The organism is Variovorax sp. PDC80, assembly GCF_900115375.1.
Classification (GTDB): domain Bacteria; phylum Pseudomonadota; class Gammaproteobacteria; order Burkholderiales; family Burkholderiaceae_C; genus Variovorax.
This window is the reverse complement of sequence record NZ_FOWG01000009.1, coordinates 260,155-281,674: the sequence shown is the minus strand read 5'-3', so window position 1 is coordinate 281,674 and position 21,520 is coordinate 260,155. Positions and strand designations below refer to the sequence as shown.

The window sequence follows — 21,520 nt, the reverse complement described above, 5'->3', positions numbered from 1 at the left end:
CGCTGCGCGCTGCGGTTCGGGCGCCTTCGGGCGGCCGTGCGTCGCTCGTGCTCATGCCACGCTCCCCAGGTACGCCGCCTGCACCCGCTCGTCGGCACGCACCGCGGCCGGCGCGCCCTCCACCAGCTTGGCGCCGAAATTCATCACCACCAGGCGGTCCACGAGTTTCATCACGAAGTCCATGTCGTGTTCGACGATCAGAATGGTCACGCCCTCGTCGCGCAGCTTGCGCAGCAGCTCGCCCAGGGCCATCTTCTCCTTGCGGCGCAGGCCGGCCGCGGGCTCGTCGAGCACCAGCAGCACCGGATCGGCCGCGAGCGCGCGCGCGATCTCGAGGATGCGCTGCGTGCCCAGCGGCAGGCTGCCCGCGAGCTCGTGCGCGCGATCGCCCAGGCCGATGCGCTCGAGCTGGCGCTGCGCCTCCTGCAGGATCTGCCGCTCCTCGGCGCGATCGAGCCGCAGCCCCGCGCGCAGCACGCCCGAGCGCGTGCGCGAATGCGCGCCCAGCGCCACGTTGTCGAGCAGGCTCATCTGCGGGCGCAGCTTCACGTGCTGGAAGGTGCGCGCCAGCCCGAGCCGCGCCACCTCGCGCTGCGGCATGCCGGCGATGTCCTGGCCCAGGAAGCGCACGCTGCCCGAGCTCATCGGCAGGGTGCAGGTCAGCAGGTTGAACATGGTCGACTTGCCCGCGCCATTGGGCCCGATCAGGCCCACGATCTCGCCGGCCGCCACGTCGAAGCTCACGTCGTTGACCGCCACCAGCCCGCCGAAGCGCTTGAACGCGCCCTGCACCGAGAGGATCGGCGTGCCGCGTGCCGGCAGCGCGCGATGCGGCAGCGGTTCGACCGCCGCCAGCGGCGCCGCGGGTGGGCGCGCCGCGCCCGAGCCCTTGCGCCCGCGCAGCCGCCGCACGAAGCCCATCAGCCCGCCGCGCGCGAAGTGCAGCAATGCGATGAACAGCACCGCGAAGGCCACCGCCTCGAGCTGGCCGGCGCGCTGGGTGATCAGCGGCAGCACGTCCTGCAGCCCGTTCTTGAGCACCAGCACCAGGCCCGCGCCCACCAGCGCGCCGACCAGGCTGCCGAGCCCGCCGGCCACCGCCATCAGCAGGTACTCGATGCTCGCGCGCACGTCGAAGGGCGAAGGACTCACGAAGCGGTTCATGTGCGCATAGAGCCAGCCCGCGAGCCCGGCGAACAGCGCCGCCGTCACGAACAGCGACAGCCGCACGCGGTAGGCATCGGCACCCACGCTCGCCAGCAACGTCGCGCCGCCGCGCAGGCTGCGGATCGCGCGGCCCGGGCGCGAGCGCAGCAGGTTGTGGCTGAACAGGAAGGCCAGCCCGACGATCGCCCAGATCAGGTAGTACATGGCACGCGGATCGGCCAGCGACCAGCCGCCGATGAACAGCGGCGGGATGTTCGACAGCCCGGTGTGGCGGCCCAACGCATCGACGTTGCCGAACAGCATGGCGATCGACAGCCCCCAGGCGATGGTCGACAGCGGCAGGAAGTGCCCGCCCAGGCGCAACGTGAGCAGCCCGATGGCGAGCGCCGAGAGGCCGGTCAGCAGCAGCGCGAACAGCAGGCCGATCCAGGGCGAGTAGCCCTGCGTGGTGCTGAGCCAGGCCGTGGCGTAGGCCGCGATGCCGACGAAGGCCGCCTGCCCGAAGGAGGTGGCGCCGCCCACGCCCGTGAGCAGCACCAGCCCGAGCGCGACCAGCGCGCCGATGCCGATGTCGTTGAGCAGCGAGACGGTGAAGCTGCCGAACAGCGCCGGCACCACGGCCAGCGCGGCGATCACCACGGCGCAGAGGATCATTGGGCGGCGGCTCATTGGTCCACCTCCTCTTCTTCCTCTTCCACGTGCCGCGCCATGAACGAGCGCAGCATCAGCACCGGGATCAGCAGGCTGAACACGATCACGTCCTTGAGCGCGCCGCTCCAGAACGAGGCGAAGCTCTCGACCACGCCGACGGCCAGCGCACCGATGGCGGTCATCGGGTAGCTCACGAGCCCGCCGATGATCGCGGCCACGAAGGCCTTCAGGCCGATGATGAAGCCCGAGTCGTAGTACATGGTGGTCACCGGCGCGATCAGCACGCCGATCAGCCCCGCCAGCAGCGAGGCGCAGCCGTAGGCCAAGAGCGCGGTGCGCGCGGGCCGGATGCCGACCAGCCGCGCGCCGACGCGGTTGACGGCCGTGGCGCGCAGCGCCTTGCCCATCACGGTGCGTTCGAACACCAGGAAGAACAGGCCGCTGAGCACGATCGCCGAACTCACCATCAGGATCACCTGGCCGCTGACGGTGAAGCCGTCGCCCAGCGTGAGCGTGCCCGAGGCCAGCGGGCTGGTGCGCGAGCCTTCCGGCCCGAAGAACAGCAGCCCCAGGCCCGACAGCAGGAAGTGCAGCGCCAGCGAGACGATCAGCAGCACCAGCACCGAGGCATCGGCGATCGGCTGGAACACCACGCGCGCCAGCAGCGGCGCCACCGGCACCACCAGCAGCACCGACACCGCGAGCTGCACCGGCGCCGGCACACCCGCGCTCGCCGCGGCCCAGGCGATGGCGCAGGGCACCAGCGGCAGCACGCCCCAGGCCAGCACGGCCTTCGGAATGCGCCGCGCCTCGCCGCGCCGGATCAGGCTGCCGACCTCGGTCAGCACGGCCAGCGCCGCGAGCACGGCCACCAGGCCGATGGTCGGCGGCAGCTTGCCGGTCTCGAAGGCCGCCAGCGTCAGCGCGGCGAAGGCCGCGATGTCGCCGAAGGGCACGAAGACCACCCGGGTCACCGAGAAGATCAACACCAGGCCGAGCCCGGCCAGCAGGTAGATGGCCCCGTTGGCCAGCCCGTCGATGCCCAGGATGAGGGCCACGTCCCAGGTCATTGCACAGTCCTTCGCTTCGTCATCGCTCTCGCTTCTTGCTTGCTGTGGGTGGATGGAGGATCGGAGGCAGCGCGCTCAGGGGGCGAGCTTCCATTGGCCCTTGTCGAGCTTCACGATCACGCGCGCGCGCTGGTCCACGCCGTAGAGATCGCCGGGCTTGAAGTTGTAGACGCCGTGCGTGCCCACGACCTCCCTGGTGCTGAAGATCGCGTCGCGCAGCGCGACCCGGAACTCGGGCGTGCCGGCCTCGGCCTTCGTGAGCGCGCGTGCGGCCGCATCGGCGAACACCAGGTAGCCGTCGAAGGAATAGGCCGAGAAGGCGTCGCTGGTGGGCGCGTTGTTGACCTTCTGGAAGATGCTGCGGAACTCGAGGCCGATCTTGCGCGTGGGATGGTCGGCCGGCAGCTGCTCGGCGACGATGATCGGGCCGGTGGGCATCAGCGCGTCCTGGCCGGCGGCCCCGACCACGCGCACGAAGTCGGGGTTGATCAGCCCGTGCTGGCCGTACACCTTGCCCTTGAAGCCGCGCTCCTGCAGCGCGAGGAAGGGCAGCGCGCCCGGCGTGCCGGCGCCGCCGGTCATCACGGCCTCGGGCTTCATCGCGAGCAGCTTCAGCACCTGGCCCGTGACCGAGGCGTCGGCGCGCGCATAGCGCTCGTTGCCCAGCACCTGGATGCCGGCGGCCGGCGCGGCCTTCATCAGCGCGGTGTAGACCAGGTCGCCCCAGGCGTCGGAGAAGCCGATGTAGCCGACCGACTTCACGCCGTCCTTCTTCATGCGCTCGACCACCGCGTCGATCATCAGCTGCGTGGGCTGCGCCACCGTCATCACCCAGCCGTTCTCGGCCGGGTCGAGCAGGATCGGCGTGAGCCCGATCATCGGCACCTTGGCATCGCGCCCGACCTGCGCCATCGCGATCGCGGCCGGCACGCCCGAGGTGCCCATCAGCACGTCGACCTTCTCCTCGTCCACCAGCTTGCGCGCATTGCGGCCCGCGGTGGTCGGGTCGGAGCCGTCGTCGAGCACGATCAGCTGCACTTTGCGGCCGCTGATCTCGCCCTTGTAGGCCAGCGCGGCCTGCATGCCCTTGGCATAGGGCACGCCCAGCGAGGAGTTCGGGCCCGACAGCGACACGCTCAGGCCAACCTTGAGGTCGGCCGCGAAGGCGGCGGCGCCGAGGCCGGCGGCCAGCGCGAGCACGGCGGCGTGACGAAGGGACTGCATCAAGCGGGTCATGTCGAAGCTCCTGGAGGAAAGGTGGGGAGTGGAACGAGGGAGGGAACTAGATGAAAAGCTGGATGGCCGGCAATGCCTGGCCCGGGTTGAGCAGGTCGACGCGCTTCTCGCGGATGCGCCAGCCGTCTTCGATGCGAACCAGCCGATGGCGGTAGCTGCCGGTGAGCAGCACCTGGGATTCGCCGCGTGCCTCGATGTAGATGAAAGGGGTGCGCAACACGACCTCGCCGCCTTCGTCGGCCTCCGGCACCGAGCGCTGCAGCACATGCTGGCAATGGCTCGCGGGATGCTGCGAATGCGCGCGCGGGTTCTTCAGCCGGTCGACGCGCAGCTGCAGCAGCAGCCGGTCCTCGCAGGCGATGGCGTTGTGGCTGCGCGGATCGGACTGCGCCGCGCCGAGCAGCGGCACCCAGTAGAGGCACTCGGCGTCGTAGAGCGCGAGCCAGTCGTCGAAGCGGCGCGCATCGAGCAGCGCCGCCTCCTGCACCACGAGGTCGATGGCATCGTTCATGCGCCCTCCCCCTGCTCGCCCATGAACTTCGCCCAGGCGCGGAACTGGTTGCGCATCAGCAGCTCGTTGGTGCCGTTGGTCTCGGCCGTTCCCTGCGCGAGTTCGGCCGGGTCGAAGTCGCGGTGCAGGCTCACCCACTCGTTGCCTTCGCCGCGCAAGCCCTTCTGCATGCTCTCGAACAGGTGCACGTCGTCGTGCGCCACCACCGACATCGGCGAGAACACGAGCCGGTTGTAGTTCATCGAGCGCTCCAGCAGCAGCTCGGGCGCGCCCTCGGCGCGGAAGCTCCAGGCCTCGATCAGCGTGCGGTCGGCCGCGAGCGGGCGGATCACGCGGATCGCCTGCGGCGAGCCCTTGACCGAGAGGCTCGGGAACAGCACCGAGTTCTGCGGCGAACGCTGCAGGATCTCGGTGGCGCGCTCCTCGCCGTGCGCGGCGCGCATCGCGGCCTCGTAGCCCGGCAGCTGCGCGTAGTTCGAATGGATGCTGAAGTGGATGCCCAGCACGCTGTGGCCGTTGGGATAGACGCGCCCGCCCATGCGGTCGAAGAAGTCGTAGCCCGCGCCGAAGGGCAGGATCTGCTCCATCGCCATCGGCTTGGCCGCATCGGGCTCGGCCGCCGTGATGCCGGCCCACAGGCCTTCGGCCGCGGCGGTGGCCGACTCGTGCGTCGACATCGGATGCACCGTGTCGTTGATGTTCTCGAGGTACATCTTCCAGTTGCAGTGGACGATGTTGCGCAGCACGCCGCCGGCCACCGTGAGCCGGCCCTCGGGCGAGCGGTCGACCATGTTGTCGATGGCATGCAGCACGCCGCCGAAATAGTCCTCGAAGCTCGGACCCCGCGGCGACAGGCGCACGAACACGAAGTCGCGGTAGACCGCGAGGCCCGCCACGGGCGAGAGCCCGCGCCCCGACTCGCACTGCGCGAGCCCGGTGTTCTCGTAGCCCGACTTCAGCGGCAGCGCGAGCGGCGCGCCGTCGAGCTTGTAGGTCCAGGCGTGGTAGGGGCAGCGAAAGAACTTGCCCGCGTTGCCGCGCTCGTCGCTCACCAGCTGGCTGCCCTTGTGGGCGCAGCGGTTGTAGAACACCCGCAGCGCGCCGTCGGCCTGCCGCACCATCACCAGCGGCCGGCCCGCGAGCTCGAGCGTGCGGTAGTCGCCGGCCTTGGGCACCTCGCTCGCATGGCCCGCGAACAGCCAGGTGCGCGCGAAGAAGCGCTCCTGCTCGAGCGCGAACAGCTCCTCGCTCAGGTAGACGTCGCGGTGCACGCGCCGGTCCTCGACCAGCGCGCGGATCGCCTCGGGGTGTTCGCGGTAGCGGCTCATGGGGTGCTTCAGCTACGGGCGCTCAGGGCACCAGCTTCCACTGGCCCTTTTCCATGCGCACGATCACCACCGCGCGCTCGTCCGAGCCGTAGCGGTTGTCGGGCTTGAAGTTGTAGATGCCGTGCGTGCCGACCAGCTCCTTGGTGCCGTTGATCGCGTCGCGCAACGAGGTGCGATAGGCCGGCGTGCCCGGCTCGCCCTTGGCGCGCGCCGCGGCGTTGGCCAGCAGCAGGTAGGCGTCGTAGGTGTACGACGAGAAGGCATCGACCGGCGCCGCGCCGTGCGCCTTCTGGTAGGCCGCGCGGAAGTCCATCGACACCTTGCGGATCGGGTTGGCCGCATCGAGCTGCTCGGCCACCAGCACCGGGCCGCTGGGCACCTGCAGGCCTTCGATGGACTTGCCGCCCACGCGCACGAAGTCGGCATTGATCAGGCCGTGCGTGCCGTAGATCTGGCCCTTGTAGCCGCGCTCGGCCAGCGCCAGGTAGGGCAGCGCGCCGGGGGTGCCCGAGTTGCCCGCGAACACCGCCTCGGGCTTGGCCGCCACGATCTTGAGCACCTGCCCGGCCACCGAGGAATCGCTGCGCGCATAGCGCTCGTTCGCCACCACCTTGATGCCGGCCGCGGCCGCGCTCTTCATCAGCGAGTCGTAGGCGAGATCGCCGAGCGCGTCGGAAAAACCGATGAAGGCCACCGACTTCACGCCGGCCTGCTGCATGCGCTTGACCACCGCCGCCACCATCAGCTCGAAGGGCTGCGAGACCGAGACGGTCCACACGTTCTCCGGCCCCGGCAGCGACACCGGCGTGGGCGAGATCAGCGGCGTGCCGAGCTCGCGCGCCACCGCCGCGATCGCCATCGCGCCAGGCACGCCCGAAGTGCCGATCAGCACGTCGACCTTGTCCTCGGTCACCAGCTTGCGCGCGTTGCGCCCGGCGGTGGTGGGATCGGATGCGTCGTCGAGCACGATCAGCTCGACCTTGTGGCCGGCGATGGTCGGCTGCTGCGCGAGCGCGGCGCGGATGCCCTTCTCGTAGGGAATGCCGAGCGCCGAGACCGGGCCCGAGAGCGAGCTGATGACGCCGACCTTGAGGTCGGCGGCGAAGGCCTGGGCCGCGGCGAGCGAGACGGCCGCGAGCGCGGCGATGCGAGCGAGTTTCATGGGTGGGTGGTGTCTTGGGGAGAAAGGAAGGAATGCGCCGCGCGAAGGGCCGTGCTCAGGGCACCAGCTTCCACTGGCCCTTGTCGAGCCGCACCACCACGCGCGAGCGGTCGTCGGAGCCGTAGCGGTTGTCGGGCTTGAAGTTGTAGACCGAGTGCGTGCCCACCAGCTCCTTGGTGCTCACGATGGCGTCGCGCAGCGCGAGGCGGAACTGCGGCGTGCCGGGCTCGGCCTTGGTGGCGAGCGCGCGCTGCGCGGCGTCGAGGTAGATCAGCCAGGCATCGAAGCTGTAGGCCGAGAAGGTGTCGGTCGGCGGCGCGCCGTTGGCCTTCTGGAAGGCGGCGCGGAAGTCGAGCGCGATCTTCTTCATCGGGTTGGTGTCGGGCAGCTGCTCGGCCACCACCACCGGGCCCGTGGGCGCGAGCAGGCCATCGACCGAGGGACCGCCGACGCGGATGAAGTCGGGGTTGATCAGCGAGTGCATGCCGTAGATCTTTCCCTTGTAGCCGCGCTCGGTCAGCGCGAGGTAGGGCAGCGCGCCGGGCGTGCCCGAGGCGCCGGTGATCACGGCGTCGGGGCGCAGCGCGACGATCTTGAGCACCTGGCCGGCGACCGAGGAGTCGCTGCGCGCATAGCGCTCGTTGCTCACCACCTTGATGCCGGCCGCGGGCGCGGCCTTGTTGAGCGCGTCGTAGACCAGGTCGCCCCAGGCGTCGGAGTAGCCGATGTAGGCCACGCTCTTCACGCCCGCCTGCTTCATCTTCTCGACCATCGCGCCCATCATCAGCGGCGCGGGCTGCGGCAGCGTCACCATCCATGCGCCCTCCTCGCCCGGCAGGTCGGCGTTGGCGATCGAGATCAGCGGGGTCCTGGTCTCGCGCGCCACGCCGGCGATGGCCAGCGAGCCCGGCGCGCCGGCGGTGCCGATGATGACGTCGACCTTGTCCTCCTCGATCAGCTTGCGCGCGTTGCGCGCGGCGGTCGAGGGGTCGGAGGCGTCGTCGAGCGCGATCAGCTGCACCTTGCGCCCGCCGACCTCGGACTTGTAGGCCTGCGCGGCCTTGATGCCCTTGTCGTAGGGAATGCCGAGCGAGGACACCGGCCCCGACAGCGAGGTGATGAAACCGACCTTGAGGTCTGCCGCCCAGGCGTTCGATACCGCGAGCGCACCCGCGGCCACGGCGAGGCCCGCGAGGGCACGGATTCGGGTCATGACTGTCATGCTTCTTCTCCTGGAGTGAGGGGGTGGGTGACGGGAACTCGGTGGTGGGGATTCAGAGCGCCAGGCTGCCGACGCTGGTGCCGCCGCAGACGTAGAGCACCTGGCCGGTGACGAAGCTGTTGGCAGGGTCGGCGAAGAAGCGCACGGCGCGCGCCACGTCGGCCGATTCGCCGAGGCGGCGCACCGGCACGCTGGCGGCCAGCGCGCGTTCCTTCTCGCTGCCGGCCTCGACCACGTCGTAGAACATGTCGGTGCGGATCGGCCCGGGCGCCACCACGTTGACGGTGATGCCCTCGGGCGCGAGCTCGAGCGCCCAGGTGCGCGCCATGCCCAGCATGCCGGCCTTGGTGGCCGAGTAGCTGGTGCGCGTGGCCAAGCCCAGCGCGGCGCGCGACGACAGCAGCACCACGCGGCCGAAGCGGCGCGCGCGCATCGCGGGCAGCGCGGCCTGCACGAGCTGGATCGCGCAGCCCAGGTGCAGGTCGACCAGCGCGTCGAGGTCGGACAGCTGGACCTCGGGCAGCAGCGCGGCGCGGATCACGCCGGCGTTGTGGACCACGGTGCTCACCTCGAAGCGCGACACGAGTTCCTTCGCGGCCTCGGCCGTGGCCGCGCGGTCGGCCAGGTCGACCTCGATGCTGTGCAGCTTCGGATGGTCGATCTCGGCCTTGCGGCGCGCGAGCGAGACGACCTCGTAGTCCTGCTCGAGCAGGTCGAGGCAGATGGCCTTGCCGATGCCGGCGCTGCCGCCGGTGACGACGGCGGTCTTCGGTGCGTCGCTCATGCAGGTGCTCCCACCAGCGCGAGCACGCGCAGCGGGCTGCCGCTGCCCTTCTCGATCTTCAGTGGCGGGCAGATCAGCATCGCGCCCGCGGGCGGCAGCAGGTCGAGGTTGCTGAGGCACTGCAGGCCGTAGCGGCCCGCGCCGTGCATGTAGTAGTGGCAGGGGTACGGCGGGCGCAGGTGGTAGCCCTGGCCGGCATCGGTGCCGATGGCCTCGGAGCCGAAGCCCAGCACGTCGCGCTGCTCGACCAGGAAGCGCACGGCCTCGGTGCTCGGGCCCGGGGTGTGCTGGCCGGTCTCGTCGAAGTTCTGGTAGGCCTCGGGGTCGTGGCGCTTCGACCAGTCGGTGCGCATCAGCACCCAGGCGCCGGCCGGGATGCGGCCGTGCTTCGCCTCGTAGTCCTCGATGTCCGCGGGCGTGAGCAGGTAGTCGGGATCGTCCTTGACCTGCGGCGAGCAGTCGATGACGCAGGCCGGCGCCACGAAGTGCTGCACGGGAATGGTGTCGACCGAGTTGTTCGGCAGGTCGCGGCCCGAGATCCAGTGGATCGGCGCATCGAAGTGGGTGCCGGTGTGTTCGCCGCAGGAGAAGTTGTTCCAGTACCAGCCGGGCCCGCGCTCGTCGTACTTCGAGACCTCCTCGATGCGGAACGGCCAGCACTGGCCCATCTCGGGCGGCAGCGCGATCTGCGGGAACTCGGGCGTCAGGGTCTGGGTGAGGTCGATCACGCGGATGCCGCCGCCGGCCAGGGCGCCGGCCAGGCCCGCGAGGATCTGCGCCGGGGTGAGCGTGGGGTTGCTGGTGGTCATCGGGGAGCGCTCCTGTCTCTGTCTGTCTTCAGCTGCCGCCGGCCGCGAGTTCGCGTTCCAGCACCTTGGGGTTGTCGCGCCAGCGCTCGAGCCACTCCTGCGCCACGTCGCCGGGGTAGACGTCTTCCACGCCATCGCGCAGCGCCTTCACGATCGCGCTCGCGAGCGCCGGGGCGCCGAGCTTGGGCGGCGGCATGTGCTGGTTCCACTCGTCGTCGATCGGGCCCGGGAACACGTTGACGACCCGGATGCCGGCTGGCCGCATCTCGGCGCGCAGGCACTGGGCGAGCGAATAGGCGGCGGCCTTCGAGGCGCTGAAGGTGCCGTGCGCCGGGTAGTTGCTCAGCGCGTAGATCGACAGCAGGTTGACCCAGGCGGTGGCACCGGTGGCGCCGTCGGCCGAGCGGCCCTTGAGCGCGGGACCGAACTCCTGCGCCAGCCGCAGCGCGCCGAAGTAGTTGATGTCCATCTCGGCCTTGGCCACGTCGGTGCCGCGCCGCGAGGCGATGCCGAAGGTGCGGTGCACCTCGGCGTTGTTGATGACGATGTCGACCTTGCCACCGATGGAGCCCGCGAGCTCGGTCACCTGCCGGCCGTTGGTGAGGTCGAGCGGCACCAGCGTGACCTGCGGCAGCGCGCCGATGTCGTCGAGGCCGTCGCCGAGCTTCTTCCAGGGTTCGGCATGGCCGACCCAGACGATGTCGGCACCGGCCTTCACGAGGGCGCGCACGATCGCCTGCCCGACCTCGGTCTTGCCGTCGGTCACCAGCACCTTGCGGAACTTGGGGTCGCTGGTCATTTCTCTGAGCATCCTGTCGTCGGCCATGTGTGCACTTCCTTCCTTCGGGAATCCGATCAGTACCGCCTGTCCCGCGCGATCGAGCCGCGCGCCCACCTTGACGCGCGAGGGCGCCTCGCCGACCTCGCCGTGCAGGTGCACCATCAGCGTCGGGCCGGCATCGAGATGCACCAGGCCCAGCCGCCAGGGCAGGCGTTCGCGGAAGAACAGGTCGTTGCTGTGATGCAGCGTGGTGCTGCTCAGCAGCTCGCCCTCGCCGTCCTGCTCGCGCCAGGCGAGGTGCGGCGACAGGCACTTGTGGCAGGCCGCGCGCGGCGGGTACTGCACGGTGCCGCAGTCCTCGCAGGTCTGCAGCTCGAAGCGGCCCTCGGCCGCGGCGGCGGTGATGCCCAGCGCGATGCGGCCGCGCTGCCAGGGCGGCAGGTTCATCTGCCGCGTGCGCAGCACGGGGTTCTTGCGCGGGGGGCGCATGAGGGGCATGGTCATTGGCTTCTCCCCAGGAGGACGGCGCCGGTGCACAGGCAGCGGTCGTAGGTGACCATGCCGAAGCCGGCCACGAGGCCCAGCTTCGCGTCGGGCACGCGGCGCGCGCCCGCGGTGTCGGTGAGTTGGCGGATGGTCTCGGTCATGCCGAGGAAGCCGCCCGCGGCGCCGGCCTGGCCCGCGGACAGCTGGCCGCCGCTGGTGTTGTTGGGAAAGCTGCCTTCGCAGGTCATGGTGTGCGAGCGCACGAAGGCCGGGCCCTCGCCCTTCTCGCAGAAGCCCAGGTCCTCGAACTGCATCATGGCGATCACGGGGTAGTCGTCGTAGGTCTGGATGAAGTCGACCTGCGCGGGCGCGGCGCCGGCCTGGGCATAGAGGTCGTCGCGGTCGCGGCGCCAGCCGCCCTGCACCATCACCGGGTCTTCCGAATAGGCGTTGTGGCGCTCGATGGCGCCGCGGATCGCGACGTGGGCAAGGCCGAGGTCGCGCGCACGCTCCTCGCTCATCACGAGGAAGGCCTCGGCCCCCGCGCAGGGCATGACGCAATCGAACAGGTGCAAGGGCTCGGCGATCGGCCGCGCGTCCATGTATTCGTCGAGCGTGAGCGGCTTCTTGAACATGGCGTTGGGATTGCGCAGCGCATTGGCGCGCTGGTCCACCGCGATGCGGCCGAAGTCCTCGCGCTTGGCACCGAAGCGCCGCATGTAGTGCGCGGTGATCATCGCGAAGATCGAATTGGGCCCGCCCGATCCGTAGGGATAGGTGGCATCGCGCGCGAAGTTGCTGAAGCTGCCGAGGGTCTGGCGGAAGGAGTCGACATGGTTGGTGTCGGCCGCCACGCAGGCCACGACATCGGCATCGCCACTCTGCACCGCGCGCGCGGCACGTCGCAGGCACATCACGCCCGAGGCACCGCCGGTCGGTACGTGGTCGAGCCAGCGTGGCGAGAGGCCCAGGTGCTGGGTGACGCCTACTGCGGTGTCTGGGGCGAGCGAGAAGCTGCTGATGCAGAGGCCGTCTATTGCGTCTTTGTCTACTCCGCTGTCCTTGACGAGAGCCTCGATGGCCTGGCCGAGAAACCAATGGGCGGTGAGCGTGGAGTAACGCTGGTAGGGCACCGTGACGGGGACCGCTACGGCTACGCCTTCGTAGGATTGGCGGTGGGTCATTGTGTTGGTTCCACTTTGTTCGGGCTGGGGCGCGTGCACAGGACAGCGGGTACTTCCCTCCGCGAATGTCCCCCGCCTTCGGCTCCTCCTTTATTTCGCTGCGGGAAGCACCCACTGCCCTGTGCACGGGAGGCGCAGCGGTGGTGCCGGCCGATCGAGCGCTGCGCGTCTGGCGCACGCCGGCGGGGTACTCCCCGCAGCGAAATAAAGGAGGAGCCCGAAGGGCGGGGGACATTCGCGGAGGGGAGTACCCCGTCGGCGTGAGCCCGTCCCGAACGAATCAAGCGCATGTCCATCACCCCTGCCTCTTCTTCAACCCACGCGTATCGATGCAATGCACCTGCCCAGGCAAACCCTGGGCCAGCACACGCAACTCCCCGCGTTGAATCTTCTGAGAAGCCGTGAGCGGCAAGGCATCGACGAACGCCACATAGCCAGGCGCCTTGTAGTAGGCGAGTTGGTCGAGCGCATGCGCCACGATGCTCAGCGCCATGGCGGAACGGGCATCCACGCCCACCGCCTCGTGCAGCACGATGCAGGCCAGCACCTCGTCGCCGCGCACCGCATCGGGCGTCGCGGCCACGGCCGAGCTCTTCACCGCCGGATGCTGGTTCAGCACGCTCTCGACCTCCACCGCCGAGATGTTCTCGCCGCTGCGGCGGATCACGTTCTTCTTGCGGTCGACGAAGCAGAGGCTGCCGTCGGATTCGCGGCGCACCATGTCGCCCGTGTGGAACCAGCCATCGGCCCAAGCCTCCTGGGTCGCGGCTTCGTCCTTGAGATAGCCCGAGAAGAAATAGCGGCGCGGATCGGGACCCGCGCTGCGCACCAGCAGTTCGCCCGGCGTGCCCACCGGCACGTCCGTGCCGGCCTCGTCGACCAGCCGCAGCTCGACGAAATCCTCGGGCCGGCCAAAGCAGCTCGTGCCGATGTGGCGCGGTTCGTGGTTCGCCATCACGCAGGCGGCGGCACCGGTTTCGGTCATGGCCCAGGCCTCGACCAGCGGGAAGCCGAAGCGCTCCTCGAACACGCCATGGTTGCGCCGGTCCACGCCGGCACCGAAAGCCCAGCGCACCGCATGCTCGCGGTCGGAGGGCGACGCGGGCGCGGCCAGCAGCATCGCGGGCATCACGCCGAGGTAATGGACGATGGTCGCGCCGGTCTCGCGCACGCTGTGCAGCCAGCTCTTCGGATGGAAGCGGTCGAGCTGGATCAGGCAGCCGCCGGCCACCAGGATCACCATGGTCGAGAAGGCCATCGCGTTCACGTGGTTGAGCGGCAGCGGCGTGATGATCCGCTCGCGGTCGCGGCGCACCTCGCACACGCCGTCGAGCCCCGCATACCATTCGCCCGCGCGGATGAAGTACTCGTTGCCCAGCATGCAGCCCTTGGGACGCCCGGTGGTGCCCGAGGTGTAGAGCAGCGCGCATTCGGTGTGGGGGCCCACGGGTTCGTGCGCGCGCGGTGCGCTGCTGCGGGCCGGCGGCACTTCGGGGTCCGAGGCCTGCATCACGTCGAGCGTGGCACCTTCGCGTTGCGCCGCCGCGCGCAGGTCGTCGGCGCGCTGCGGCAGGCTCACGGCGAGCTCGATCCCGCTGTGGCCGATCAGGTAGGCCAGCTCGGCCGCGCGCATCTCGGCATTGATCGGCACCACGCTCACGCCGAGCGCATTGAGCGCGAACCAGTGGTACAGGAAGGCCGGCCGGTTCTCGAGCAGCAGCCCGACGCGGTGGCCATGGCCGTAGCCCGCGCGTGCATAGGCTTCGCGCAGCCGGTCGACCTCGGCCACGGCCTCGCGCCAGCGGATGCTGCCGGCCTCGATGCCATAGCTCGTGGCCGTGACCGGCTCGACGCACAGGAATTCGGCCTCGGGCGTGCGCGCCGCCGAGGCGGCGAAGGCGGCATGGACGGTGGGATGCGTCATCGCGGTCGTCCGTTCAGATGAAGAGCTGCACCGCGGGCAGCGCCGCGTCGCAGTTCAGCAGGTTCACGCGCTTGAGCGTCATGCGCAGCGCGCCGTCCTGCCACAGCAGGTGGTGGAAGAAGGTGCCGACGTAGAACTGCAGCTCGTCGCCCTGGCATTCGGTGTAGTGGAACTCCGTGCGCACCACGTAGCGATTGGCGGCTTCGTCGAACTCCTCGACCGTGGGCGCCTGCAGCAAGTGGTGGCAGCGGCTCGGCGGCTGCTGCGAGAAGGCGCGCGGGCTCTTCAGGCGCTCGATGCGCAGCTCGCGCAGCAGCTTGTCCTCGTACATGTGCGAGGTGTGGTTGATGCCGTCCTCCTGGTCGGGAATCAGCGGCACCCAGTAGAAAGCCTCGTCGGTGAAGAGCGCATTCCACTCCTCGTAGCGCTTGGCGTCGAGCAGGCGGCACTCGCGCACCACGAAATCGACCAGCTGCTGGTGCGTGACGGCGGCGCTCATCACATCGTCTCCGTCATGTAGCGTGCCCAGCTGCGGTACTGGTTGCGCATCGGCAGTTCGCTGGTGCCGACGGTGGTGGCCTCGCCGCTGCGCTCGGCCTCGCCGTCCTCGAAGTTGCGGTGCAGGCTCACCCACTCGTTGCCGCTGGCATGCAGCCCGGCCTGCATGCCGCGGTAGGCCTGCAGGTCGTCGTGCCCCACCACCGAGAACGGCGAGTTGATGAGCCGGCTGTACATGGTGGTGCGCTGCAGCAGCTCGGGCGGCGCGCCCTTGAGGCGGAAGGTCCAGCTCTCGACGATCGACATGCCGGCCGAGACCGGCTTGACCACGCGGATCGCCTGGATCGCGCCCTTGATCGTGAGGTTCGGGTAGTAGACCGTGTTGTGGCGCGCCATGCCGAGGATCTGCGCGGTGCGCTCCTCGCCGTAGCGGGCCTTCATCGCGTCGTCGTACGCGGGGATCGCCTTGTACTTGCTGTGGATGCTGAAGTTGACGCCCGTGAAGCTGTGGCCGTTGTCGTAGGTGCGAACGCCCATGTCCTCGAAGAACTTGTAGTCCGACATGAAGGGCACGAACTGCTCGATCGCCATCGGCTTGGGCTCGTCGGCGGGCTTGCCGGCCCACATGGTCTTGGCGGTGCCGGCCGAGGACTCGTGCGCCACCATCGGGTGCATGGTGTCGTTGAGGTTCTCGACGAACATCTTCCAGTTGCACTGGTGCGTGAAGCGCAGGCAGCCGCCGGCGATCTCGAGCTCGCCCTCGGGCGAGCGGTCGGCCATGTTGTCGATCGAGCTCAGCGAGTCGCCGAAGTACTCCTCGAACGAGGGGCCGACGTCGTTGATCTTCACGAAGACGAAGCCGCGGTAGCTGCGCACGCCGGCCACCGGCACCAGCCCCTTGGAAGCCTCGCAGTCGTGCAGCTGCGTGCCCTCGTAGCCGTTCTTCAGCGGGATCGACAGCAGCGAACCGTCGGTCTTGAAGGTCCAGGCGTGATACGGGCAGCGGAAGAACTTGCCGGTGTTGCCGCAGGGCGCGCTCACCAGCCGGGAACCCTTGTGTGCGCAGCGGTTCATCAGCACGCGCACGCTGCCGTCGGCATGGCGCACCACGATCAGCGGCCGGCCCGCGATCTCGTTGGTGATGTAGTCGCCGGGCTTGGGCAGTTGGCTCTCGTGGCCGACGTAGTTCCAGGTGTTGGCGAAGAAGTGCTCCTGCTCGAGCGCGAAGATCTCCTCGCTGATGTAGAGGTCGCGGTGCACGCGATCGGGCCGCACCAGCGCGCGGACCGCGTCGGGATTGCCTCGGTAGCTGGTCATGCGTGGACTCCTTGGGTCAGAGATCGAGCACCAGCCGCTGGCCCTTGGCGCGGGAGATGCAGATCTGGATCACGTTGCCCGCGGCCTTCTCGCGTGCCGTGAGCACGTAGTCGCGGTGGTCGATCTCGCCGTCGATCACTGGCACGGCGCACACGCCGCATTCGCCGCGCTTGCAGTCGAACATCGGGTCGCAGCCATGCTCGATCAGGCAGTCGAGGATGCTCTGGTCGGCCGGCACGGTGAAGCGCTGGCCCGACATGGCGAGCTCGACCTCGAAGGCATGGTCGCCCTCCTCCACCACGGGCGCGGTGAAGAGCTCGAAGTGCACCCGGTCGCTGTTCCAGCCGCGCGCCTGGGTCTGGGCCAGCACGGCGTCGAGCATGGGCTTGGGGCCGCAGACATAGAGCTGGTCGGCCGGATCGCAGCGCGCGAGCAGCGCGCCCACGTCGAAGGGCGCGCCCTTCGACTCGTCGTCGTGCAGCAGCAGGTCGGTGCCCAGCAGCTCGCCGAGCTCGGGCAGGAAGGCCATCAGCGCGCGGCTGCGGCCCGCGTAGTGCAGTTCCACCGGCAGGCCCTGCGCGCGGCGGTGCGCGGCCATGCTCGCGAGCGGCGTGATGCCGATGCCGCCGGCCAGCAGCACCGCGCGGCCCGTGCCGGCGTGCAGCGGAAAATCGTTCTTCGGCGGCTCGGCCTCGATGGTGTCGCCCTCGCGCAGCCGCTCGTGCATGAAGCGCGAGCCGCCGCGGCCCGCGGCCTCCTTGCGCACCGCGATCAGGTACTCGGCCGGTGCCGGCTGGCCGCCCGCCGCGAAGTCGATCAGCGAATAGTGGCGCCAGTCCGACTGGCCGTTGCCGAGGTCGACGCGCACGCGGATGTGGGCGCCGGCCTCGAAGCCCGGCAGCGCGGCGCCATCGTCGGCGCGCAGGCGGAACAGCCGGACCAGCGGATTGAGTTCGCGCGCCTCGGCGACGCGCAGGCGAAGGGTCGTGGGATCGGAGGCCATGGTGTCGTCTCTTCTTCGTCGTTCAGGCCAGCGCGTGGCGTACCAGCGCCGCCTGCAGCTGGTGGCCGTGCTCGTCGGCCAGCGCGGCATTGCGCAGCTCGCGCAAGGTGGCCGGCGCGAGCGCATCGCCGGCACGGCGCAGGGCCGCCATCACGGTGTCGTAGTTGCGCAGACCGCGTTCGTGCGTGTCGCTGTAGCCCTTGACCAGCCGCTGGCACTGCGCGACCTCGATCGCGAGCTCGGTGTTGCGCGCGGCGGTGGCGGCGATCTCGGCCAGCCAGGCCTCGATGCGCCGGTTCTCGTCCGCGTAGCGCAGCGTGGAACGGCGCCAGCGGCCCATGCCGGCCACGGTGGACAGCAACAGGTAGCCGTGCAGCGAGCTGGTCTGCACCACGCGGCCTTTCTGCGTGAAGCGCTCGACCAGGCCGCGCGCCCAGCCGGTGCGCATGAGCCAACGGCCCAGGCCCGCGGGCAGGGTCTCGCAGATCTCCTGCAGCCGCGGATGCATGTACTCGTGGATCGCGAGCAGTTGGTCGGCCTGCACGCGCGACTCGTCGCGCACGCGGTCGAAGCGGGTCGCGCGGATCTTGAGCGAGGCGACGCGCGCCGTGTCCTCATAGGACATCCACAGCGCCAGGTGGCGCGCCGCGACCTCGAGCAACGCCGGGCTGGCCAGCGACTGCAGCGCGGCGGCGCGGTCGAGGTAGAGGCCCGCATAGGCCGGGTCCTGGTAGTCGATGAGGCGGCGCACGCCCTCGAGCAGCAGCGCATGCTGCGCGGGCGCGAAATCCTTTTGCACCCGCTCGACCAGCGCGCGCACCGCGGGATGGCGCGGCTGCGGCGGCGCGGCCGGCGGCAGGGCCGGCGCGGGCGCTTCGCCCTCCTCGGACTGGGCGCGCGCGAAGGCGGCACCGAAGGCGCGCAGGCTGGGCTTCACGCCGACGCCGCCGCGTTCGATGGTGGCCTCGAACTGGGCGCGGCCGAAGGGCAGCACGCCCGAGCCCGCGAGCGCGCCGAACAGCACGGCGCTGATCACGCTGCCCGCGTCTTCGGCGGCCTGCGCCATGTCGAAGCGGATGAAGCGGTGCGCGGCGCGCCCCGCATGCGCGAGCAGCTCGCGGCTGTCGACGCGGCCGTCGCCCATCGCGCTCTTCTCGGCAATCGAATAGACGCGGTGCGTGGAGGCGATCAGCGTGGTGCGGTCTGGCGTGACCAGCCCGCGCTGCACTGCGCGGCCGGCTTCCATCAGCTCGGAAGCCAGCACCAGGTCGACGTCGCCCGGCAGCGGCATCAGCGCCAGCACCGGCTGGCCGCCATCGGCGCGCGCGGCGGCCTCGGGGAACAGCTCCACGTAGTAGATGGTGGCGCCGGTGCGCTGCGCCACGCCGGGCACGGAGGTGGTCTGGGCGACCCAGCCGTTGGCCTCGCCCATGTCGACGATCCAGTCGGCCAGCACGCCGCCGCCCTCGCCGCCCATGGCGAGGATCGCGATCTTGATCGGTTGTTGCGTGGTCATCGGCGCGCTCAGAACGAATAGGCCTCGCGCCGGCGCGCAGCGCCGCGCTGCAGCCAGCCGATGACGGCGCCGCGCACGCGCTCGCGCAGCCGGTCCCAGCCGGTGGGATTGCTGACGATGCGCGCCTTGTAGAACGAAGGGCACAGCACGGCCGCGTGCGAGACGTCGCCGCAGTTGCCGCAGCCCACGCAGCTCTCGAGCACGGTGGCGACCGGGTCGGTGCGCAGCGGATCGGGGTTGGTCTTGATCGACAGCGAGGGGCAACCCGAGAGCCGGATGCAGGAGTGGTCGCCGGTGCAGGTGTCGGCATCGACGCCGAACTTCTCGCGCACCATGCGCTTGCCGTCGGCGATGGCCTTGCGCACCAGCGGCTTCTCGCGCCGCTGCTTGTTGAGCATGCACTCGGACTGCGCGATCAGGACCTTCGGGCCCTTCTCCTTGGTGGTCAGCGCCTCCTTGAGCGCATCGCGCATACCGGCCACGTCGTAGGTGCGGCGGATGGTGCGCACCCAGTTCACGCCCACGCCGCGCACCGCGCGCTCGATCGCGTGGCCGGTGCTGCGAGTGGCGTTGACGGCCTTGGACGACAGGATGTCCTGCCCGCCGGTGGCCGAGGTGTAGTTGTTGTCGACGACGATCGTGAGGTTGTCGCTCTGGTTGAACACCGCGTTGGCGACGCCGCTCGTGAGGCCGTTGTGCCAGAAGCCGCCGTCGCCCATCATCGCGATCGCGCGCTTGCCGCGCGGCGCGCCCATGGCGGCCGCGCCCGCGCCGCCGAGGCCGTAGCCCATGGTGGTGTTGCCGATGTGGAACGGCGGCAGGATCGAGAACAGGTGGCAGCCGATGTCGGCGCTCACGTGGTGCGGACCGAGCTCGCGCTCGACCAGCTTCATCGCGCTGAAGATCGGGCGCTCGGGGCAGCCGGTGCAGAAGCCCGGCGGGCGCGCGTGCACGCTGTCGGCCAGCGGCGCGGCCGGCTCGCTCGGCAGCTCGATCAGCGGGATCACCTTGCGCACCGGGGCCGGCACGGGCGCGGCCGGTTGCGGCGCGAGGCGACCGTAGCGCTCGCAGAAGACGCGCGCGCCCTGCAGCAGTTCGGCGGCCGTGTACTCGCCGGCCACCGGCAGCATGTCCTTGCCGTGCAGCGCGGTGGTCACGCCGCGCTGGCGCAGGATGGTCGCGATGTTCTGCTCGATGAAGTTGGGCTGGCCCTCCTCCACCATCAGCACCGCGCGCTTGCCTTCGCAGAAGCGCACCACCTCGCTGTCGATCACCGGGTAGGCGACGTTCATCACGTACAGCGGGATGCGGCTGTTGCCGTAGACGTCGGCCAGGCCCAGGCGCTCGAGCGCGCGCACCAGCGTGTTGTAGCTGCCACCCTGCACCACGATGCCGATGTCGTCGGCGCCGTCGGCGAAGAACTCGTTGAGGCCGCGTTCCTCGATGAAGCGCACGGCCGCGGGCCAGCGCTCCTTCACCTTCTCCTGTTCGTGCACGAAGCTCGCGGGCGGCAGCACGATGCGGCTCACGTCGCGCTGCGGGTTCTCGGCCGCTTCCTGCACCGAGTAGGCGGCGCGGCGGTTGTCGGCGGCGACGAACTGGCCGTGCACGTGGCAGGCGCGGATGCGCAGCTGCAGCATCACGGGCGTGTGGCTGGCCTCGGAGAGCTCGAAGCCCTGCTTCACGGCCTCGACGATGCTCGGCAGGTTGGGCCGCGGATCGAGCAGCCAGATCTGCGACTTCATCGCGAAGGCGTGGCTGCGCTCCTGCATGATCGAGGAGCCTTCGCCGTAGTCCTCGCCCACGATCACCAGCGCGCCGCCGGTCACGCCGCCCGAGGCGAGGTTGGCCAGCGCATCGGATGCGACGTTGGTGCCGACCGTGGCCTTGAAGGTCACGGCACCGCGCAACGGGTAGTTGACCGAGGCCGCGAGCGTGGCGGCGGCCGTGGCCTCGCTCGCGCTGTTCTCGAAACGGATGCCCTGGTCGGCGAGGATGTCCTGCGCATCGGCCAGCACGTCCATCAGGTGCGAGATCGGCGCGCCCTGGTAGCCCGCGACGTAGGACACGCCCGATTCGAGCAGCGCCTTGGTGACGGCGAGGATGCCTTCGCCGCGGAACACTTCACCGGCGGACAGCCGCAGTTTCTTCACTTCTTCGACAAACGAACGCTCGGCCATGGCTTGCTCTTTTCCTGGATCGACGTCACCGTGTGGGCGGTGGCCCGTTCATGCATCACCTGCAGAAAAGCGATGAGTGCTTGTGCGGGCCTTGGTACGTATACTGTTTAGAAATGAATCTATCCACAATCATGAATAACCCTAGACACGCAAGCCGCGTGCCACTTTCGGGTCGTTCGATGGGCATCGGGAGAACGCATGGGAAGCACTGAAAAGAAGCCGCAGCGCTTCGTCGACAACTACCTGCCCGCGCTGCTCGCGCAGGCCAGCCAGCTGATCTCCTCGGAGTTCCACGAGGTGGCGCGGCAGGAGGGTTTCTCGGTGTCGGAGTGGCGCGTGATGGCCTCGCTCGCGGGCGGCGATGCGGTGAGCATCGGCCGGCTCGCGCAGATCACCGTGACCAAGCAGCCGACCGTGACGCGGCTGCTCGATCGCATGGAGACGCAGGGCCAGGTCGAGCGCATTCCCCATGAGAGCGATCGCCGCATCACGCTGGTGCGCATCACCCGCAAGGGTGCGGCCAAGGTGGAGCATCTGATGCAGCTCGCGAGCGAGCACGAGCGCCGCGTGCTCGAGCCCTTCGGTCTCACGCGCGCGGAGGAACTCAAGAACACGCTGCGGCTGATGATTCAGCTGCATGCGCATGCGCCGTCGGACGCGGCGCAGGAAGAGGACGACGAGTAGCGCCGAA

Annotated in this window: 18 protein-coding genes; 1 reads left to right on the top strand and 17 read right to left on the bottom strand. The window is 69.9% G+C overall.

The features are described 5' to 3' along the window. Positions 1-51 precede the first annotated feature (51 nt). From BM109_RS25635 to BM109_RS25555, 17 genes are all read right to left on the bottom strand, one after another. Positions 52-1,836, bottom strand: a complete 1,785-nt coding sequence (locus tag BM109_RS25635) for a branched-chain amino acid ABC transporter ATP-binding protein/permease (RefSeq protein ID WP_093348979.1) — start codon at positions 1,834-1,836, stop codon at positions 52-54. Next, positions 1,833-2,888, bottom strand: coding sequence for a branched-chain amino acid ABC transporter permease (locus BM109_RS25630; protein ID WP_093348977.1), 1,056 nt, complete (start codon positions 2,886-2,888; stop codon positions 1,833-1,835). The genes BM109_RS25635 and BM109_RS25630 overlap by 4 nt, the downstream gene beginning before the upstream one ends. A gap of 75 nt (positions 2,889-2,963) precedes the next feature. Then, positions 2,964-4,124 carry an ABC transporter substrate-binding protein gene (locus BM109_RS25625; RefSeq protein ID WP_093348974.1) on the bottom strand — a complete coding sequence of 387 codons (1,161 nt, stop codon included), beginning with the start codon at positions 4,122-4,124 and terminating at the stop codon, positions 2,964-2,966. Between the two features lie 46 nt (positions 4,125-4,170). Further along, positions 4,171-4,635 (bottom strand): aromatic-ring-hydroxylating dioxygenase subunit beta, encoded by a 465-nt coding sequence (locus BM109_RS25620; protein WP_093348972.1) that lies wholly within the window; start codon positions 4,633-4,635, stop codon positions 4,171-4,173. After that, complete coding sequence (locus BM109_RS25615; RefSeq protein WP_093348969.1) at positions 4,632-5,963, bottom strand: aromatic ring-hydroxylating dioxygenase subunit alpha; 1,332 nt, start codon at positions 5,961-5,963, stop codon at positions 4,632-4,634. Before BM109_RS25615 ends, BM109_RS25620 begins: the two co-directional genes overlap by 4 nt. Before the next feature lie 22 nt (positions 5,964-5,985). After that, positions 5,986-7,125 (bottom strand): ABC transporter substrate-binding protein, encoded by a 1,140-nt coding sequence (locus tag BM109_RS25610; RefSeq protein WP_093348966.1) that lies wholly within the window; start codon positions 7,123-7,125, stop codon positions 5,986-5,988. A gap of 55 nt (positions 7,126-7,180) precedes the next feature. Then, entirely contained in the window at positions 7,181-8,347 is a 1,167-nt protein-coding gene (locus BM109_RS25605) for an ABC transporter substrate-binding protein (RefSeq protein WP_093348963.1), read from the bottom strand. Positions 8,348-8,399: 52 nt separating this feature from the next. Further along, positions 8,400-9,131: an SDR family oxidoreductase gene (locus BM109_RS25600; protein WP_093348960.1), complete on the bottom strand. Its 732-nt coding sequence runs from the start codon at positions 9,129-9,131 to the stop codon at positions 8,400-8,402. Then, the gene (locus BM109_RS25595) at positions 9,128-9,940 is read right to left on the bottom strand and encodes a cyclase family protein (protein WP_093348958.1); all 813 of its coding nucleotides are present in this window, start codon (positions 9,938-9,940) and stop codon (positions 9,128-9,130) included. Before BM109_RS25595 ends, BM109_RS25600 begins: the two co-directional genes overlap by 4 nt. 28 nt (positions 9,941-9,968) lie before the next feature. Continuing rightward, positions 9,969-11,225, bottom strand: coding sequence for an SDR family NAD(P)-dependent oxidoreductase (locus BM109_RS25590; protein WP_093348955.1), 1,257 nt, complete (start codon positions 11,223-11,225; stop codon positions 9,969-9,971). Beyond that, positions 11,222-12,391: a thiolase family protein gene (locus BM109_RS25585; RefSeq protein ID WP_093348952.1), complete on the bottom strand. Its 1,170-nt coding sequence runs from the start codon at positions 12,389-12,391 to the stop codon at positions 11,222-11,224. Before BM109_RS25585 ends, BM109_RS25590 begins: the two co-directional genes overlap by 4 nt. A 295-nt stretch (positions 12,392-12,686) precedes the next feature. After that, complete coding sequence (locus tag BM109_RS25580) at positions 12,687-14,315, bottom strand: AMP-binding protein (protein WP_093348949.1); 1,629 nt, start codon at positions 14,313-14,315, stop codon at positions 12,687-12,689. A 13-nt stretch (positions 14,316-14,328) separates the two neighbouring features. Further along, a complete protein-coding gene (locus BM109_RS25575) occupies positions 14,329-14,814 on the bottom strand; it encodes an aromatic-ring-hydroxylating dioxygenase subunit beta (RefSeq protein WP_093348946.1) in 486 nt (161 codons plus the stop codon). Beyond that, positions 14,814-16,130: an aromatic ring-hydroxylating dioxygenase subunit alpha gene (locus BM109_RS25570; protein ID WP_093348943.1), complete on the bottom strand. Its 1,317-nt coding sequence runs from the start codon at positions 16,128-16,130 to the stop codon at positions 14,814-14,816. Before BM109_RS25570 ends, BM109_RS25575 begins: the two co-directional genes overlap by 1 nt. 16 nt (positions 16,131-16,146) lie before the next feature. Next, on the bottom strand, positions 16,147-17,133 hold the full coding sequence (locus tag BM109_RS25565; protein WP_093348941.1) for a PDR/VanB family oxidoreductase: 987 nt from the start codon (positions 17,131-17,133) through the stop codon (positions 16,147-16,149). Between the two features lie 22 nt (positions 17,134-17,155). Further along, complete coding sequence (locus tag BM109_RS25560) at positions 17,156-18,649, bottom strand: indolepyruvate oxidoreductase subunit beta family protein (protein WP_093348938.1); 1,494 nt, start codon at positions 18,647-18,649, stop codon at positions 17,156-17,158. An 8-nt stretch (positions 18,650-18,657) separates the two neighbouring features. Continuing rightward, on the bottom strand, positions 18,658-20,829 hold the full coding sequence (locus BM109_RS25555; RefSeq protein WP_093348936.1) for a thiamine pyrophosphate-dependent enzyme: 2,172 nt from the start codon (positions 20,827-20,829) through the stop codon (positions 18,658-18,660). A 198-nt stretch (positions 20,830-21,027) separates the two neighbouring features. On the opposite strand from BM109_RS25555, the gene BM109_RS25550 reads away from it, so the two are divergent. Continuing rightward, positions 21,028-21,513 carry a MarR family winged helix-turn-helix transcriptional regulator gene (locus tag BM109_RS25550; RefSeq protein ID WP_093348933.1) on the top strand — a complete coding sequence of 162 codons (486 nt, stop codon included), beginning with the start codon at positions 21,028-21,030 and terminating at the stop codon, positions 21,511-21,513. Positions 21,514-21,520: the final 7 nt, after the last annotated feature.